The following is a 14,996-nucleotide window of genomic DNA, read 5'->3' on the forward strand; positions in this document are numbered from 1 at the left end:
AAAACAAAAAGGAAAGATTGCAGAGGGTAATCTTTCCTTTTATAGGAATAAATTTTGTAAAGCGTGGGCAACTCCATCTTCTTCGTTGGTCAGAGGAAGTTGTTCGTCTGCATATGGAAGAAGAGCAGGATTGGCGTTTTTCATAGCATATCCCTTGCCTGCAAATGCCAACATTTCGGTGTCATTATGCTCATCACCAAAGGCGATTAAGTCTTTTTTATCACGATTCATCACATTGAGCAAGTACTCTAGAGCAAAGGCCTTGTTTACACCCTTGGGAGTACACTCGAGGATGTTGAGGGGACCACCCCAGGTATTGATAGCAAGTTGGTGCTGATAAAAACGATTCATTTCATCCGCTAGAGCGTATTTGTCTTCAGCCCTTGTTTGCAAGAGGATGCAGTTGGGATCTTTGGTTACTCGTTCGGGTTTGAATTGATTTTCCGGCCGGAAGTTCTCTACGCCAAATAGTTTAGGATCTGCAATTTCTTCATTCGGAGTTGTGATATAGAATTTTTTTCGATATTCTCCTGCAATAAAGTCGGCTTGGATATCCTTCGTGCGCTTGACCATGTCTAGGAGGTATTTTTTGTCCAAGGTCAAGCACTTTTCATGCGCCCAAGCCTGTTCTGGTAGATGGGTAAGGGAACCATTAAAGTTAATCATGGGAGTATGCAATTCTAGTTCACGGTAGAAGTCTTTTGCCATACGATACGGACGGCCTGTCGTGATGATGACATGGTGTCCTTTTTCTGAAATTTTTTTAATCGTCTCTTTGGTGAAATCGGAGAGCTTGCTTTCACTATTCAGCAGGGTTCCGTCCAAATCGACTGCGATAATTTTTTTAGTCATATAAACCTTCCTAGTCGTTTCCAGATAAGATGTCTTCTATTATATCAAAAAGAAGGAAGAAAAGCAGACAAGAACAAAAACTCAGTTGTTTTGATTTATTAAATAAATCAAACAAACATATTGAAAAGGTGAATGATAAATGATATAATACTAATATTGTTCGTAAAAAACAAAAGGAGATTAAAAATGGACAAACTATTTAAACTAAAAGAGCACGGGACAGATGTCCGTACAGAGGTGCTTGCTGGTTTAACAACATTCTTTGCAATGAGTTATATTCTCTTTGTAAACCCTCAAATGCTTTCCCAAACGGGTATGCCTGTTCAAGGTGTGTTCTTGGCAACGATTATCGGTTCTGTAGTCGGTACTTTGATGATGGCTTTCTATGCTAATTTGCCCTACGCACAAGCACCAGGTATGGGATTGAATGCCTTCTTTACATTTACAGTTGTATTTGGGATGGGCTATACTTGGAAAGAAGCCCTTGGTATGGTCTTCATTTGTGGAATTATTTCACTGATTATTACCTTGACAAATGTTCGTAAAATGATCATCGAATCTATTCCAACAACACTTCGTTCAGCTATTTCCGCTGGTATTGGTGTTTTCCTTGCCTATGTTGGGATTAAGAATGCTGGTCTCTTGAAATTCTCAATCGATCCAGGTACTTATACGGTAGCAGGTGAAGGAGCAGACAAGGCTCAAGCTGCACTTACTGCAAACTCAGCAGCTGTTCCAGGATTGGTAGACTTCAATACTCCAGCAGTATTGGTGGCTCTTGCAGGTCTGGCTATTACCATCTTCTTTGTTGTTAAAGGCATCAAAGGTGGAATCATTCTTTCTATTTTAACAACGACTGTCCTTGCCATTGCTGTTAATGTTGTGAATTTGTCAGGGATTGACTTTGCTAGCAACAATCTTTCATCAGCGGTTAATGATTTAAGAACTTTGTTTGGTGCTGCTCTTGGTTCAGAAGGTTTAGGATCTTTGATTTCAAACACTTCACGTTTACCAGAAACCTTGATGGCTATTCTTGCCTTCTCACTAACGGATATTTTTGACACAATTGGTACTCTTATCGGTACTGGTGAAAAAGTTGGTATCGTTGCGACAAGTGGGGAAAACCATGAGTCAGTTAAATTGGACAAGGCTCTATATTCTGACTTGGTGGCAACTTCGGTAGGTGCCATTGCAGGTACTTCAAACGTTACGACTTATGTTGAGTCTGCGGCGGGTATCGGTGCTGGTGGACGTACTGGTTTGACAGCCCTAGTGGTTGCGATCTGTTTTGCTCTATCTAGCTTCTTTAGCCCACTTCTAGCGATTGTTCCGACAGCTGCAACAGCACCAATTTTGATCATCGTCGGAATCATGATGCTTTCTAACTTGAAAAATATTCCTTGGGATGATATGGCTGAAGCGGTTCCTGCCTTCTTCACATCAATCTTTATGGGATTCAGCTACTCTATCACACAAGGGATTGCTGTTGGTTTCTTGACATATACCTTGACAAAAGTTGTCAAAGGTCAAGCCAAGGATGTGCACGTGATGATTTGGATTTTGGATGCCTTGTTTATCCTTAACTATATCAGTATGGCGCTATAAATGGTATAATAGAAAAAGGGGAGTCTCCCCTTTTTAATTATAAGGAGGTACATCATGAAAGATAAGACTATTTGGCAAGAGGTTTTAAACAGAGGGAAATGGGTGCTCATCCTTTTGGTAGCTTTTGTTCTATCTCAATTTCCCATAGGACTTGCTTTGTTTTTAGCAGACAAACAGTTTCCGATTTTACAGTCAGGGCTCTTAGTAGGTGCCCTATCCATAGTCGTTTTGATTGTATTCATTATTGGTGCACGAAAAACACAGCTTGCTACTTTTAATCTATCCTTTTTTAAGGCAAAAGACTTGGCTCGCTTGGTGTTGAGTTATCTGGTGATTTTTGCGACAAATCTCTTGGGTTCACTCCTGCTTCGACTAACAAATGAGGTAACAACCAATAACCAATCAATACTGAATGGTATAGTTCAGAATAGCTCCTTGATTTCAACTTTCTTCCTGCTAGTTTTGATTGCACCAATTTGTGAAGAAATTTTGTGTCGTGGGATTATTCCAAAAAAGATCTTCCGCGGAAAAGAAAAACTTGGCTTTGTTGTTGGTGCAATTGTCTTTGCCTTGCTCCATATGCCAACCAATCTACCTTCTGTGATTATTTATGGAGGGATGTCAACGGTTTTGACTTGGACAGCCTATAAGACTGAGCGTTTGGAGATGTCCATTTTGCTTCATATGATTCTCAATGGTATTGCATTTTGTTTGTTGGCCTTATTGGTATTGATTAGTAGAAATCTAGGTCTATCATTCTAAACCATTGGCCCGCTTGGAAAAGATGAATACTAGCGTATCCATCTTTTTATTTTTATGGTAAAATAGAGAGATAATATGGTAGAGAACCTTAAGGGAGTAACCGTTATGTCCAATAAAGTCAACCGCGAAAAAACAGCCATTTGTGGAATTATCAATGTGACGCCAGATTCCTTTTCGGATGGTGGGCAGTTTTTTGCTCTTGAGCAGGCGCTCCAGCAGGCCCGTAAATTGATAGCAGAAGGAGCTAGCATGCTAGATATCGGTGGAGAATCGACTCGTCCGGGAAGTAGCTATGTTGAGATAGAAGAGGAAATCCAGCGTGTTGTTCCAGTGATTAAAGCTATTCGTGAGGAAAGTGATGTCCTCATTTCCATCGATACTTGGAAAAGTCAGGTGGCAGAGGCTGCCTTGGCTGCTGGCGCTAATCTGGTCAATGATATCACTGGTCTCATGGGAGATGAGAAAATGGCGGATGTGATTGCTAAGTCTGGAGCGAAAGTGGTTATCATGTTTAATCCAGTTATGGCTCGACCTCAGCATCCTAGTTCGCTCATATTTCCTCATTTTGGTTTTGGACAAGCTTTTACAGAGGAAGAATTAGCTGACTTTCAAAAAATGCCAATCGAAGACTTGATGAAGACTTTCTTTGATCGAGCTCTAGGGAGAGCGAATCAAGCTGGGATAGCAAGAAAAAATATCCTGCTGGATCCAGGAATTGGCTTTGGTCTGACCAAGAAAGAAAATCTCCTTCTTTTACGGGACTTGGATAAACTCCATCTGAAAGGATATCCAATCTTTCTTGGAGTTTCGCGCAAGCGCTTTGTTATCAATATCCTTGAGGAGAATGGCTTTGAAGTCAATCCTGAGACAGAAGTCGGTTTCCGCAATAGGGACACCGCTTCGGCTCATGTAACGACTATCGCTGCGAGACAGGGTATCGAAGTGGTGCGCGTGCACGATGTAGCCAGTCACAGGATGGCAGTTGAAATTGCGTGCGCCATTCGATTGGCAGAAGATGCGGAAAATCTAGATTTAAAACAATATAAGTAAGATGAACGAAATTGAAAACAATCAGTGGATTGCCCACTATCGAACAGACCAACCGCATTTTGGTTTGGAGAGAATGGTGGAACTCTTGGCACTTAGAGGCAATCCCCATCTCAAACTCAAGGTCATCCATATTGGAGGAACCAATGGCAAGGGCTCGACCATTGCTTTTTTGAAAAAGATGCTGGAAAAGCTAGGTCTGAGAGTAGGCGTGTTCAGTTCGCCCTATCTCATTCATTACACAGACCAGATTAGCATCAACGGGGAATCCATCCCCGAAGCGAGGCTGGAGGCCCTCATGGCAGTTTATCGCTCTTTGCTTGAGGGGGAGAGGAGCGTTGCATTACAAGGAACAACCGAGTTTGAGATTATCACAGCCCTTGCCTATGATTACTTTGCCTCAGAACAAGTAGATGTAGCCATCATGGAAGTCGGTATGGGTGGTCTTTTGGATAGTACCAATGTCTGTCAACCAATTTTGACAGGAATTACAACCATTGGACTGGACCATGTAGCCCTACTTGGTGACACCTTGGAAGCCATAGCAGAGCAGAAGGCTGGTATTATCAAGCAAGGCATTCCCTTGGTGACAGGTCATATTGTTCCTGAAGCCTTGACTGTTATTGATTGCATTGCGGAAGGGAAAGATGCACCGAGAATAAGATATGAGAGAGATTATCAAGTCAGTCATCAAGAAATCGTGGTAGCGGGTGAAATCTTTGATTATACCAGTTCTGTCAGACAAGGTCGCTTTCAAACAGGTCTGCTTGGTTTGCACCAGATAGAAAATGCGGGGATGGCGCTTGCTCTCCTAGACACTTATTGCCAGGAGACTGGGCGAGAATTAGCAAGTAATGACTTGGTTGCTCAAGCTTTGAAAGAAACTAGATGGCCAGGGCGTTTGGAGGTCGTGTCTAGCGACCCCTTGATGATTTTGGATGGGGCCCACAATCCTCATGCTATCAAGGTTTTATTAGTAACCTTGCAAGAACGCTTTGCGGATTATCATAAGGAAATCCTCTTTACCTGCATCAAAACCAAGGCTTTGGACGATATGTTGGACTTGCTAGAAACGGTGCCAGATAGTCAATTGACTGTAACCCATTTTGACGATAGTCGAGCGACTGATGAAAGCGTGCTGAAAGAGACAGCCAAGTCTAGAAACCTCAATTACCAAAGTTGGCAGGATTTTCTAGAGCAGAAATTGACAGATAAAAAAGAAGAGAAAAAAACAGTTAGGATTGTCACGGGCTCCTTGTATTTCTTGAGCCAAGTGAGAGCCTATCTGATGGAGAGGAAGAACGAGAATGGATACACAAAAGATTGAAACGGCTGTAAAAATGATTATCGAGGCTGTTGGTGAGGACGCTAACCGCGAGGGCTTGCAGGAAACACCTGCTCGTGTAGCCCGTATGTACCAAGAGATTTTTTCAGGTCTTGGCCAAACTGCTGAGGAACATTTGTCAAAATCCTTTGAGATTATTGATGACAATATGGTAGTGGAAAAGGATATCTTTTTCCATACTATGTGTGAGCACCACTTTTTGCCATTTTATGGGAGAGCCCACATTGCCTACATTCCAGATGGCCGTGTGGCAGGCTTGTCCAAGCTTGCCCGTACGGTTGAAGTTTATTCTAAAAAACCACAAATTCAAGAGCGTTTGAATATTGAGGTGGCCGATGCCTTGATGGACTATCTGGGTGCTAAAGGAGCCTTTGTTGTTATTGAGGCCGAACATATGTGTATGAGCATGCGTGGTGTCAGAAAGCCAGGTACTGCGACTTTGACTACTGTAGCTCGTGGTCTATTTGAAACAGATAAGGATCTCCGAGACCAGGCTTATCGTCTAATGGGACTATAATACTCTTCGAAAATCAAATTCAAACCACGTCAGCTTCCATCTGCAACCTCAAAACAGTGTTTTGAGCAGCCTGCGGCTAGCTTCCTAGTTTGCACTTTGATTTTCATTGAGTATAAAAAGAATCCGCTTTAAGCGGATTTTTCTAGAAAGGACTAGTTATGGATCAACTGCAGATTAAAGATTTGGAAATTTTTGCCTATCATGGTCTCTTTCCTAGTGAGAAGGAATTGGGGCAGAAGTTTGTTATTTCCGCAAGCTTATCCTATGATATGACCAAGGCGGCTACAGACTTGGATTTAACAGCCTCTGTCCATTACGGAGAACTGTGTCAGCAGTGGACGACTTGGTTTCAGGAAAGCACTGAGGACTTGATTGAAACGGTAGCCTACAAACTAGTTGAACGTACTTTTGAGACCTATCCTCTTGTCCAAGAGATTGAGTTGGAACTAAAAAAACCTTGGGCTCCAGTGCATTTACCGTTAGATACCTGCTCGGTGACCATTCACCGTCGTAAGCAGCGGGCCTTTATCGCTCTAGGAAGTAATATGGGAGACAAGCAAGCAAACTTGGAACAAGCGATCGACAAACTGCGGACTCGAGGTATCCATATTCTCAAAGAGTCCAGTGTCCTGACGACGGATCCTTGGGGGGGTGTGGAGCAAGATAGTTTTGCCAATCAGGTGATTGAAGTAGAAACCTGGCTACCAGCACCAGTCTTATTAGAGACCTTGTTAGCCATTGAGTCAGAAATGGGACGGGTTCGAGAGGTGCATTGGGGGCCACGTTTGATTGATTTGGACCTGCTTTTTGTAGAAGACCAAGTCATCTATACAGACGACCTCATCTTACCTCATCCTTATATAGCAGAACGCCTCTTTGTCCTTGAACCGTTAGTGGAAATAGCTCCCCATTTTATCCATCCAATCTTAAAACAACCAATTCGATACTTGGTTGACCAGTTGGAGCAAGGAAATGCCTAAGCTTTCCGAGACCTATAGCAAGTGGAAGAGTATCGGGGAGGGACTACTTGCGATTGTTTTAGGGCTTCTCTTGATTCGTTTTGGACAAGTTATTCCGCGAATGGGGTACCAGTTGCTGATGGGCTACTTTTTCTTGTCAGCAGTTTGGCACTTGTTGACTCGCTGGTTTCAGGATAAAAAATGTCGGGAAAATATCTTTGTAACCTTGGCCAAGCTGGTGGTTGCGGCTCTGGTGTTTGACTCTATCATCTTGCAAGACCTTGCCCTCTATCTCCTGGTTTTTATAATTGCGAGCTACCAGCTGTTTACGGGCATCATTAGTCTTGTGACCTGGTTTCTCTATCGAAAAAATGCTATTCATCCTCGGATTCATCATCTCTTCGATGCTGTATGGATGATAGGATTCGGGCTTTATAGCATCTCTCCTTTTCACGATGCAGCGAATTTTGAATTTCTCTTGCTTGGATTTTACTTGCTCATGCTAGGGGCTAGTAGCCTTCGGGATGGTTTCTTTTTTGAAAAGATAGAAAACAATCCCAAGCTAAAACGGCGAATGCGAATGACTTTGCCGATCTTTGTGACGGCTTTGATCCCTATCAGCACCTTGCGCAAATTGAATGAGTGGCTGTCAAATCATGAAAGTCAAGAAGGGGAAGTTCATTCAGAAATAAAAAACGATCAGGTAGTTGATCTAGAAATTTTTATCCATACCTCAGAAACATCTTTCTTCCTCGCTATGGGACATGTGGATATTTGTTATCAAGGGAAGGTTATTTCCTATGGCTCGTATGACCCTCACTCAGAGCGTTTATTCGGCATGGTTGGAGACGGTGTTTTGTTTAAGGCCAATCGGGAAAAATACATCGAACTCTGCAAGAGGGAAAGTCAGAAGACCTTGTTTGCTTACGGTCTGAGTTTAACAGACCAACAGAAAGCAGCTATCCAAGCTCGTTTAGCAGAGATAGAAGACCTGTTAATTCCTTGGGAACCAAGCTCGCAGTTGATGAAAAGAAGAGAGGGTGAGGTCAAGCATACCTACTCCTACCAACTGAAAGAGGAAGCAGATGCGACCCTCTATAAATTCAGTTCATCCGAGTTTAAGACCTACTTTGTTCTCAGTACCAATTGTGTTTTGCTGGCAGACTCTATCGTGGGAAAAGCTGGGACTGATATACTGAGTCCCCAAGGTTTCATTTTGCCAGGGACTTATCAGGATTACCTTGATTTAGAGTATACAAAACCAAACGGTCTAGTTGTCAGTCGCTCCATTTATTAGAAAAAGAAAACTCTAGTTTCTCAGTGGTTTACGCCAAGAAGCTAGAGTTTTTAAAATAGGTCATTTTCTTCAGGAAGGAGGATGGTTTCTTTACCGTCCGTGTCTAAAACAAGTACCCTAGGAGGGTAAAGGGGATCGAAAGGATGATTGAAATCAAAATCGATGCTAGTCGGAAGGTTTTGACTAGAGAAATGGAAGGTAATGGTCCCCTTATTGTTGAGCAGTTGAAACTCAAGCTCTTCTTCTAATTCAAAGACATTTTTCAGGAAATGATCAATAATATACCATAAAGAGTCAATGACATCGTCAGGCAGGCTGGTCACGACACCAAAACTAGCGGAACGTCTCTGTGTATTTGTAAAAGCCATGTTTTCATCCCCCTTTTATTTTCCTTATCATACAGCAAAATGTCTTAAAAATCAAGAAATCGTAATTGCTTTTTCAAAATGGGAATAAACTGTGAAATTTTTTCAAAGTTTCTCTAAAAAATACTTGAAAGTGTTTACAATAAGTGATAAAATGGAGTAAGTAGATGCGTGAAAGCGAAATTTTCATTATAGAAAGGAAACGGAATGAACACAGATGATACAGTAACGATTTATGACGTCGCCCGTGAAGCAGGAGTTTCGATGGCAACAGTTAGCCGTGTCGTTAATGGCAACAAGAATGTTAAAGAGAACACTCGAAAAAAAGTCCTAGAAGTGATTGATCGTTTGGACTATCGTCCAAATGCGGTAGCACGTGGTTTGGCTAGTAAGAAAACAACGACAGTCGGAGTTGTGATTCCGAACATTACCAATGGTTATTTCTCAACACTTGCTAAGGGGATTGACGACATTGCTGAAATGTACAAGTATAACATTGTCCTTGCAAATAGTGATGAGGATGATGAAAAGGAAGTTTCAGTGGTTAACACTCTCTTTTCAAAACAAGTCGATGGGATTATCTTTATGGGCTATCACTTGACTGAAAAGATTCGTTCAGAGTTTTCTCGTTCACGGACACCGGTTGTTCTTGCTGGTACTGTGGATGTAGAACACCAACTTCCAAGTGTGAATATCGACTACAAACAAGCAACGATTGATGCCGTGAGCTACCTTCTCAAAGAAAATGAGAAAATTGCTTTTGTGAGTGGACCACTCGTCGATGATATCAATGGCAAGGTTCGTTTGATTGGTTATAAGGAAGCCTTGAAAAAAGCTGGACATTCTTATAGCGAGGGCTTGGTCTTTGAATCAAAATACAGCTATGACGATGGCTATGCCTTGGCAGAACGCTTGATTTCATCACAAGCTACAGCCGCAGTTGTAACAGGTGATGAATTGGCTGCGGGTGTGTTGAATGGTTTGGCTGACCATGGTGTATCTGTGCCAGAAGAGTTTGAAATCATCACGACAGATGACTCTCAGATTGCACGATTCACTCGTCCAAACTTGACTACTATTGCCCAACCTCTTTATGACCTAGGCGCTATCAGCATGCGTATGTTGACTAAGATTATGCATAAGGAAGAGCTGGAAGAACGTGAAGTTCTCTTACCTCATGGTTTGACAGAACGCCGCTCTACACGAAAACGTAAATAGAAAAAATCAGGAAATCGTGAGATTTCCTGATTTTGTATTCTAGAGAAGAGGATTAGCCTTCCATATAGTCTTTTAAGGCTTGTTCTTTTAATCCAGCATTAAGGGCAATTAATAATTTGAGGCGAGCTTTTTGAGCGTTGAGTTCTTTGACAAAGAGAACGCCAGACTCTTGCAACTGAACCCCCCCACCTTGGTAGGCATAAACAGGTTCAGCAATGCCATTAAAACAACGTGAGACCAAGGCGACTGGGATTCCTTTTTGGAGGAGATTTTCCAACTTTTGAGCTGTTTCTTTGGGGATATTACCTGCTCCGAAGGCCTGAATGACTAGGCCATCCAGCTGTTCCAAGTCTAACATATCGATCAGCTCGTCTGTCATACCGGCATAGGCTGAGATGATGGGAACCAGACCCTGAATTTGTTCGAGATTAAAACGGACACGAGGTTCAGCCGTTTTGAAGTAGAGGATTTCTTGCTTCATGATGAGGCCAAGTGGTCCATGTGTTGGGGTTTGAAAGGTCCCGACGTTTGTCGTATGGGTTTTGGTTACGTACTTGGCCGCGTGGATTTCATCGTTCATGACGACCAGAACCCCCTTATCAGCTGACTTGTCATCGCTGGCGACTCGTAAAGCGCTCAGATAGTTGTAAACACCGTCACTACCGAGTTCATTGGAACTACGCATGGCCCCTGTTAGAACGATGGGGATGGGTGGGATTTTCATGGTATCAAGGAAGTAAGCTGTTTCTTCTAAGGTATCTGTACCATGTGTGATGACAACTCCATCGTAGTTATTAGCTTCCTCTTTGATTTTATGATAGAGTGCAAGCATATGCTTGGGTTTGATATGGGGACTTGGCAGATTAAAAAAGTCTAGGGCATGAACCTCAATCCCTTCAAGTGGATTGGAAACATGGTTCATGGGATTGTCCTGACTAGTTACAACTGCTCCAGTGGCGTCTGCTTGCATGGAAATAGTCCCACCTGTATGTAAAACAAGGATTTTCTTAGGCATGATTTAGTCACTCTTTCTGAAATGTGGTATAATCATTGTAACACAAAAGGGGAGAATGGGATAGGATGGAAGTCAAGGCTGTTTTTTTTGATATCGATGGAACGCTAGTCAACGATCGCAAGAGTGTTTTGAAATCCACTAAGGACGCGATTAAGATTGTCAAAGAGCAAGGGGTACTTGTTGGAGTAGCGACAGGGCGAGGGCCGTTTTTTGTCAAGGAATTGATGGAAGACTTGGACTTGGATTTTGCGGTGACCTACAATGGCCAATACATTTTTAATAAAGAAAAGGTACTCTTTGCAAGCCCAATCGCTAAGTCAAGCCTGCGTCAACTGATTGCTTATGCTAAAAAGGAGCGTAAAGAAATCGCTCTTGGAACAGAGCATGCCGTTGTTGGTTCGAAAATTATGTCATTTGGTCTCGGCTCCTTTTCCCAACTGGTTAGTCGATTTATCCCGACTGTGATGACAAGAACCGTTAGCCGTTCCTTTAATCGAATGGTCAGCAAGGCAGTTCCTCAAAAGGAAGACGACCTGCTTAACTTGATTAATCAACCCATTTATCAAGTTTTGATGCTGATGACGCCAGAAGAATCTGAGAAAGCTGCAAGTGATTTTGACGACTTGAAATTAACTCGAAGCAATCCTTTTGCAGCAGATATCATTAACCAAGGAAATTCCAAACTAGAAGGCATTTGCCGAGTCGGGAAAGAATATGGTTTTGATCTCAATCAAGTCATGGCCTTTGGTGATTCCGACAACGACTTGGAAATGTTGGCCGGTGTTGGTATGTCGGTCGCTATGGGAAATGGCAGTAGCAGAGTCAAAGAAGTTGCCAAGCATATCACGGCAAGTAATCAACAAGATGGTATCCACAAGGCGCTCGAGCACTTTGGTGTTTTGGCTTCAGAAAAAGTGTTTGTCAGTCGAGACTACCACTTTAATAAGGTTAAAACCTTCCACCACATGATGGATGAACGAACTCAAGAAGAGCCACAGGCATGGGATGCTGAAGGTGCAACCCACCGCGCAGACTTTAAAATTGAAGAATTAGTGGAGTTTGTTCGCGCGGCAAGTTCTTCGGAGGAAGAATTTCAAAACTCCCTTGCAAGCATGCATGAGGCACTTGATAAGGCAGCAGAGAAAGTGGTGAAAAAAGCGCCTGCTAAGCAAAATCTGGTCGGTCAAGTGGATGCTTTGATCGACACACTGTATTTCACATACGGTAGTTTTGTTTTGATGGGAGTGGATCCAGAACGTATTTTCGATATTGTCCATGAAGCGAATATGGGGAAGGTTTTCCCTGATGGAAAAGCTCATTTTGACCCAGTTACACACAAGATTTTAAAACCAGATGACTGGGAAGAAAAATATGCTCCAGAACCTGCCATCCGACAGGAATTACAACGTCAGTTTAAAGCTTATGAGCGACATAAAGAAAGAAAAAAATAAAAAATAAGAGAAAATTCTTTTCCCTGGATGAAAAATTCGGGGATTTTTTCGAGGCTAAAAACCGAACAATTACATAAATATCACTAATTATTGTTAGCATATTTATACTTATTTTGAATGATAAAACGTTTAAAATTTTTTTTGAAAAAGAAAATAAAAATATTTTAGTTTACAAAAAATAATGCAGAGTGGCATTTTCCCCCCAATTTATCTAGCTTTTATTTAAAAAGAATATCAAAAAAAGACGAGTCAAATTATTTGATATTTAAAAGTTGATGTGTTAGAATAAATTCAGAAAGCGAATAAATATAAAATCCTCATGCTACTATAATATGCTCTTTTTAAAGACAGAAAGTCAACTTGTTTTTTTCAGGCCTGTTAACAAGTTGATGTGAAGAATTCACTCTAGTTTTGAGGTTTAGTTATAAAATTGTGCACAAATGCTTTCCAAATTTTTATTATTTTAATTTTCAAGTTTAGAAATTAAAGAATTAAGAGGTTGAAATGAAGAAAAAATATACCTATTTGACAGCTTCTGTTTTAACAGCTGTAACAATGCTTCCAACTTTTGCACCAAGCGAAGCTCATGCTGCTTACAATTGGAATGGAAATAACAGCTACTATACAAGAACTAGTCGCCGTTCAAGCAATCGTACTTCTAACCGTACTACTGCAAATCGTAGTCGTACATCAAACTATACTGTAAGTAGTTATGGCTACAACAGTTATTATCCAAGCTATGACTATGGCTATGGTAGCTACTATCCAAGTTACAACTACGGGTATGGTAGCTACTATCCAAGCTATAACTATGGCTATGGTAGCTATTACCCAAGTTACAACTACGGGTACAATAATTGGAATAACTACTATGGCTATGACAACAGTAGCAACTACTATGGTTATAACTATTGGAATAATTACAACAACATTGCTAACGATGAAAACTATATTTACTGGAATGGCAATCACTACTACCGTATGAACGATGGTAGCTACCGTATTTATCGTGATGGTCAGTGGAAACCTTTGACAAACAATAGTAACAACAACTCATCTACTAACAACTTGGAAAATGATCCGCATTATCGTTATGAAAATGGTTACCATTACTATGTATTGGACAATGGTGATTATTACTACTACCAAAATGGTAAGTGGGTATTGGTGAAAGATTCTGCTGATACAACACCAGCAGAACCAAAACCAGAACAACCAACAACTCCGGTTGAGCCAGCACAACCAAGTCAACCTGAAGTTCCTGCTCCAACACCAGCAGAACCAGAGACTCCAACACCAGCTCCTAGTGATAAACCTGAAGAGCCAACAACACCAGCTGAGCCAAAACCAGAACAACCAGCAACTCCAAGTGTTGATCTACCAGAAAATCCACCAATTAATGGGGCTGAAGGTGAGTTTGATCCATTCAAGCCGTCAACAGAAACACCAGCAGAACCAAAACCAGAAACACCAGCAACTCCAGCTATCCCAACAACACCAGGATTGGTAACGACTGATGAAACAAGTGAAAACCAAATCCCTGATTATGTTGAAAAACCAGCTGAAGGATTGGAACACTTGGCTTGGGCACCAAATGGACAAACTCCAAAATTGGTTTACCCACCAGGTAAACCAGGTGATGCAGTTCTCAAAAATGATAAAAACTACTACTTCGACGGTAGTGCACATTACTACTATGTATCATCTGACTCAGAGCGTACAGGTTACTCAGCATACTGGAAGTGGCTTGGAGGGAAATGGAAACTTCAAGGGATGACTGATCCAAACGATCCAGCTCGTGATCCAAAACTTCACGAAAACACTGCTGATGACGAGTACATGTACAGTGACAAGGACTCAAGCGTGAAACTTTACTCAACTAACTTGGTAACGACTGCTAAAGCAGGTCAAGCATTACCATTCAAGAACGTTGAAGAATTCAAGAAATACGTTATCGAAAAAATGAATCCTAAGTTCCTTGATAACGCTGGATGGGATGCTAAAGCTGAGTGGGAAATCGAAGATCCAGAAATCTTTGAGAAGACTAAAGAAAACCCATACGCTAAGGACTATGTCTTGATTGCAAATCTCAAGAGTGGTGTCGAAGACAAGAAATACAGTGATGTAGAATTTGGTTATGTGAAGTTTGTTTACCGTGTTGAAGCAACAAACGATACAAACTATGACTATGTTTCAAAAGCGAAAGAAGCTTTTGCTAAAATCAATGAGACTCGTAAGGCTCAAGGCTTGAAAGAGTTGACTTGGTCAGAAGACATTTATCAAAATCAAGCACTTCCAAAAGTAAATGCAATTTCACATCAATACGATAGCACAGGCTTTGTAGGACGTCGTGATGAAGATGCTGCTGTTGTCGTTAAGAAATGGGCTAACAGTGGTCTGAGTGAATTGCTTCTTGATCCTAACGTAACGGAAGGTGCAGTAGCGACAGTTGTAGACGGAAACGGTGTATACTACTGGGCTTACAGTTACAAATAATTCAATCATTTGGGATTAACTACTTTCTAAATAAGATAGAGGCTTTAAACAATTGTTTAAAGCCTTT

13 protein-coding genes are annotated in these 14,996 nt (G+C 41.5%); 10 read left to right on the forward strand and 3 right to left on the reverse strand.

Annotated elements, in window-relative coordinates; translation table 11 throughout:
- Positions 1 to 39 precede the first annotated feature (39 nt).
- Positions 40 to 852 (reverse strand): Cof-type HAD-IIB family hydrolase, encoded by an 813-nt coding sequence (locus ACLV7H_RS01300; RefSeq protein WP_411866151.1) that lies wholly within the window; start codon positions 850 to 852, stop codon positions 40 to 42.
- A 186-nt stretch (positions 853 to 1,038) separates the two neighbouring features.
- Here ACLV7H_RS01300 and ACLV7H_RS01305 point away from each other — a divergent pair, with 186 nt between their 5' ends.
- From ACLV7H_RS01305 to ACLV7H_RS01335, 7 genes are all read left to right on the forward strand, one after another.
- Entirely contained in the window at positions 1,039 to 2,457 is a 1,419-nt protein-coding gene (locus ACLV7H_RS01305) for an NCS2 family permease (RefSeq protein WP_411866152.1), read from the forward strand.
- 54 nt (positions 2,458 to 2,511) lie between these two features.
- Positions 2,512 to 3,219 (forward strand): lysostaphin resistance A-like protein, encoded by a 708-nt coding sequence (locus ACLV7H_RS01310; protein ID WP_411866153.1) that lies wholly within the window; start codon positions 2,512 to 2,514, stop codon positions 3,217 to 3,219.
- Between the two features lie 75 nt (positions 3,220 to 3,294).
- Positions 3,295 to 4,269 (forward strand): dihydropteroate synthase, encoded by a 975-nt coding sequence (gene folP, locus ACLV7H_RS01315; protein WP_411866154.1) that lies wholly within the window; start codon positions 3,295 to 3,297, stop codon positions 4,267 to 4,269.
- Position 4,270: 1 nt separating this feature from the next.
- Complete coding sequence (locus ACLV7H_RS01320) at positions 4,271 to 5,593, forward strand: bifunctional folylpolyglutamate synthase/dihydrofolate synthase (RefSeq protein ID WP_411866155.1); 1,323 nt, start codon at positions 4,271 to 4,273, stop codon at positions 5,591 to 5,593.
- On the forward strand, positions 5,574 to 6,128 hold the full coding sequence (gene folE / locus ACLV7H_RS01325; RefSeq protein WP_000380931.1) for a GTP cyclohydrolase I FolE: 555 nt from the start codon (positions 5,574 to 5,576) through the stop codon (positions 6,126 to 6,128). Before ACLV7H_RS01320 ends, folE begins: the two co-directional genes overlap by 20 nt.
- A 158-nt stretch (positions 6,129 to 6,286) precedes the next feature.
- Positions 6,287 to 7,108, forward strand: coding sequence for a 2-amino-4-hydroxy-6-hydroxymethyldihydropteridine diphosphokinase (gene folK, locus ACLV7H_RS01330; protein ID WP_411866156.1), 822 nt, complete (start codon positions 6,287 to 6,289; stop codon positions 7,106 to 7,108).
- Positions 7,101 to 8,384, forward strand: coding sequence for a DUF308 domain-containing protein (locus tag ACLV7H_RS01335; protein WP_411866157.1), 1,284 nt, complete (start codon positions 7,101 to 7,103; stop codon positions 8,382 to 8,384). Before folK ends, ACLV7H_RS01335 begins: the two co-directional genes overlap by 8 nt.
- A 50-nt stretch (positions 8,385 to 8,434) precedes the next feature.
- Here ACLV7H_RS01335 and ACLV7H_RS01340 read toward each other — a convergent pair whose 3' ends face one another.
- A complete protein-coding gene (locus tag ACLV7H_RS01340) occupies positions 8,435 to 8,752 on the reverse strand; it encodes a DUF960 domain-containing protein (RefSeq protein ID WP_045593654.1) in 318 nt (105 codons plus the stop codon).
- A 204-nt stretch (positions 8,753 to 8,956) separates the two neighbouring features.
- Here ACLV7H_RS01340 and ccpA point away from each other — a divergent pair, with 204 nt between their 5' ends.
- Entirely contained in the window at positions 8,957 to 9,967 is a 1,011-nt protein-coding gene (gene ccpA / locus ACLV7H_RS01345; protein WP_001090635.1) for a catabolite control protein A, read from the forward strand.
- Between the two features lie 52 nt (positions 9,968 to 10,019).
- Here the strand turns inward: ccpA and ACLV7H_RS01350 are convergent, their stop codons facing one another.
- Positions 10,020 to 10,982, reverse strand: coding sequence for an asparaginase (locus ACLV7H_RS01350; protein ID WP_045593645.1), 963 nt, complete (start codon positions 10,980 to 10,982; stop codon positions 10,020 to 10,022).
- Between the two features lie 65 nt (positions 10,983 to 11,047).
- Here ACLV7H_RS01350 and ACLV7H_RS01355 point away from each other — a divergent pair, with 65 nt between their 5' ends.
- Complete coding sequence (locus tag ACLV7H_RS01355; protein WP_411866158.1) at positions 11,048 to 12,433, forward strand: Cof-type HAD-IIB family hydrolase; 1,386 nt, start codon at positions 11,048 to 11,050, stop codon at positions 12,431 to 12,433.
- 504 nt (positions 12,434 to 12,937) lie between these two features.
- Positions 12,938 to 14,929 (forward strand): CAP domain-containing protein, encoded by a 1,992-nt coding sequence (locus ACLV7H_RS01360; RefSeq protein ID WP_411866159.1) that lies wholly within the window; start codon positions 12,938 to 12,940, stop codon positions 14,927 to 14,929.
- Positions 14,930 to 14,996 lie beyond the last annotated feature (67 nt).

Source organism: Streptococcus oralis, from assembly GCF_965111685.1.
GTDB classification, from domain to species: Bacteria; Bacillota; Bacilli; order Lactobacillales; family Streptococcaceae; genus Streptococcus; species Streptococcus oralis_B.

What these genes read in the sequence shown, in the direction of transcription:
- ACLV7H_RS01360 (WP_411866159.1), top strand. Translation starts at nt 12,938, where the DNA reads ATGAAGAAAAAATATACCTATTTGACAGCTTCTGTTTTAACAGCTGTA.
- ACLV7H_RS01355 (WP_411866158.1), top strand. Translation starts at nt 11,048, where the DNA reads ATGGAAGTCAAGGCTGTTTTTTTTGATATCGATGGAACGCTAGTCAAC.
- folP (WP_411866154.1), top strand. Translation starts at nt 3,295, where the DNA reads ATGGTAGAGAACCTTAAGGGAGTAACCGTTATGTCCAATAAAGTCAAC.
- folK (WP_411866156.1), top strand. Translation starts at nt 6,287, where the DNA reads ATGGATCAACTGCAGATTAAAGATTTGGAAATTTTTGCCTATCATGGT.
- ACLV7H_RS01340 (WP_045593654.1), bottom strand. Translation starts at nt 8,752, where the DNA reads ATGGCTTTTACAAATACACAGAGACGTTCCGCTAGTTTTGGTGTCGTG.
- folE (WP_000380931.1), top strand. Translation starts at nt 5,574, where the DNA reads ATGGATACACAAAAGATTGAAACGGCTGTAAAAATGATTATCGAGGCT.
- ACLV7H_RS01310 (WP_411866153.1), top strand. Translation starts at nt 2,512, where the DNA reads ATGAAAGATAAGACTATTTGGCAAGAGGTTTTAAACAGAGGGAAATGG.
- ACLV7H_RS01350 (WP_045593645.1), bottom strand. Translation starts at nt 10,982, where the DNA reads ATGCCTAAGAAAATCCTTGTTTTACATACAGGTGGGACTATTTCCATG.
- ACLV7H_RS01320 (WP_411866155.1), top strand. Translation starts at nt 4,271, where the DNA reads ATGAACGAAATTGAAAACAATCAGTGGATTGCCCACTATCGAACAGAC.
- ACLV7H_RS01305 (WP_411866152.1), top strand. Translation starts at nt 1,039, where the DNA reads ATGGACAAACTATTTAAACTAAAAGAGCACGGGACAGATGTCCGTACA.
- ccpA (WP_001090635.1), top strand. Translation starts at nt 8,957, where the DNA reads ATGAACACAGATGATACAGTAACGATTTATGACGTCGCCCGTGAAGCA.
- ACLV7H_RS01300 (WP_411866151.1), bottom strand. Translation starts at nt 852, where the DNA reads ATGACTAAAAAAATTATCGCAGTCGATTTGGACGGAACCCTGCTGAAT.
- ACLV7H_RS01335 (WP_411866157.1), top strand. Translation starts at nt 7,101, where the DNA reads ATGCCTAAGCTTTCCGAGACCTATAGCAAGTGGAAGAGTATCGGGGAG.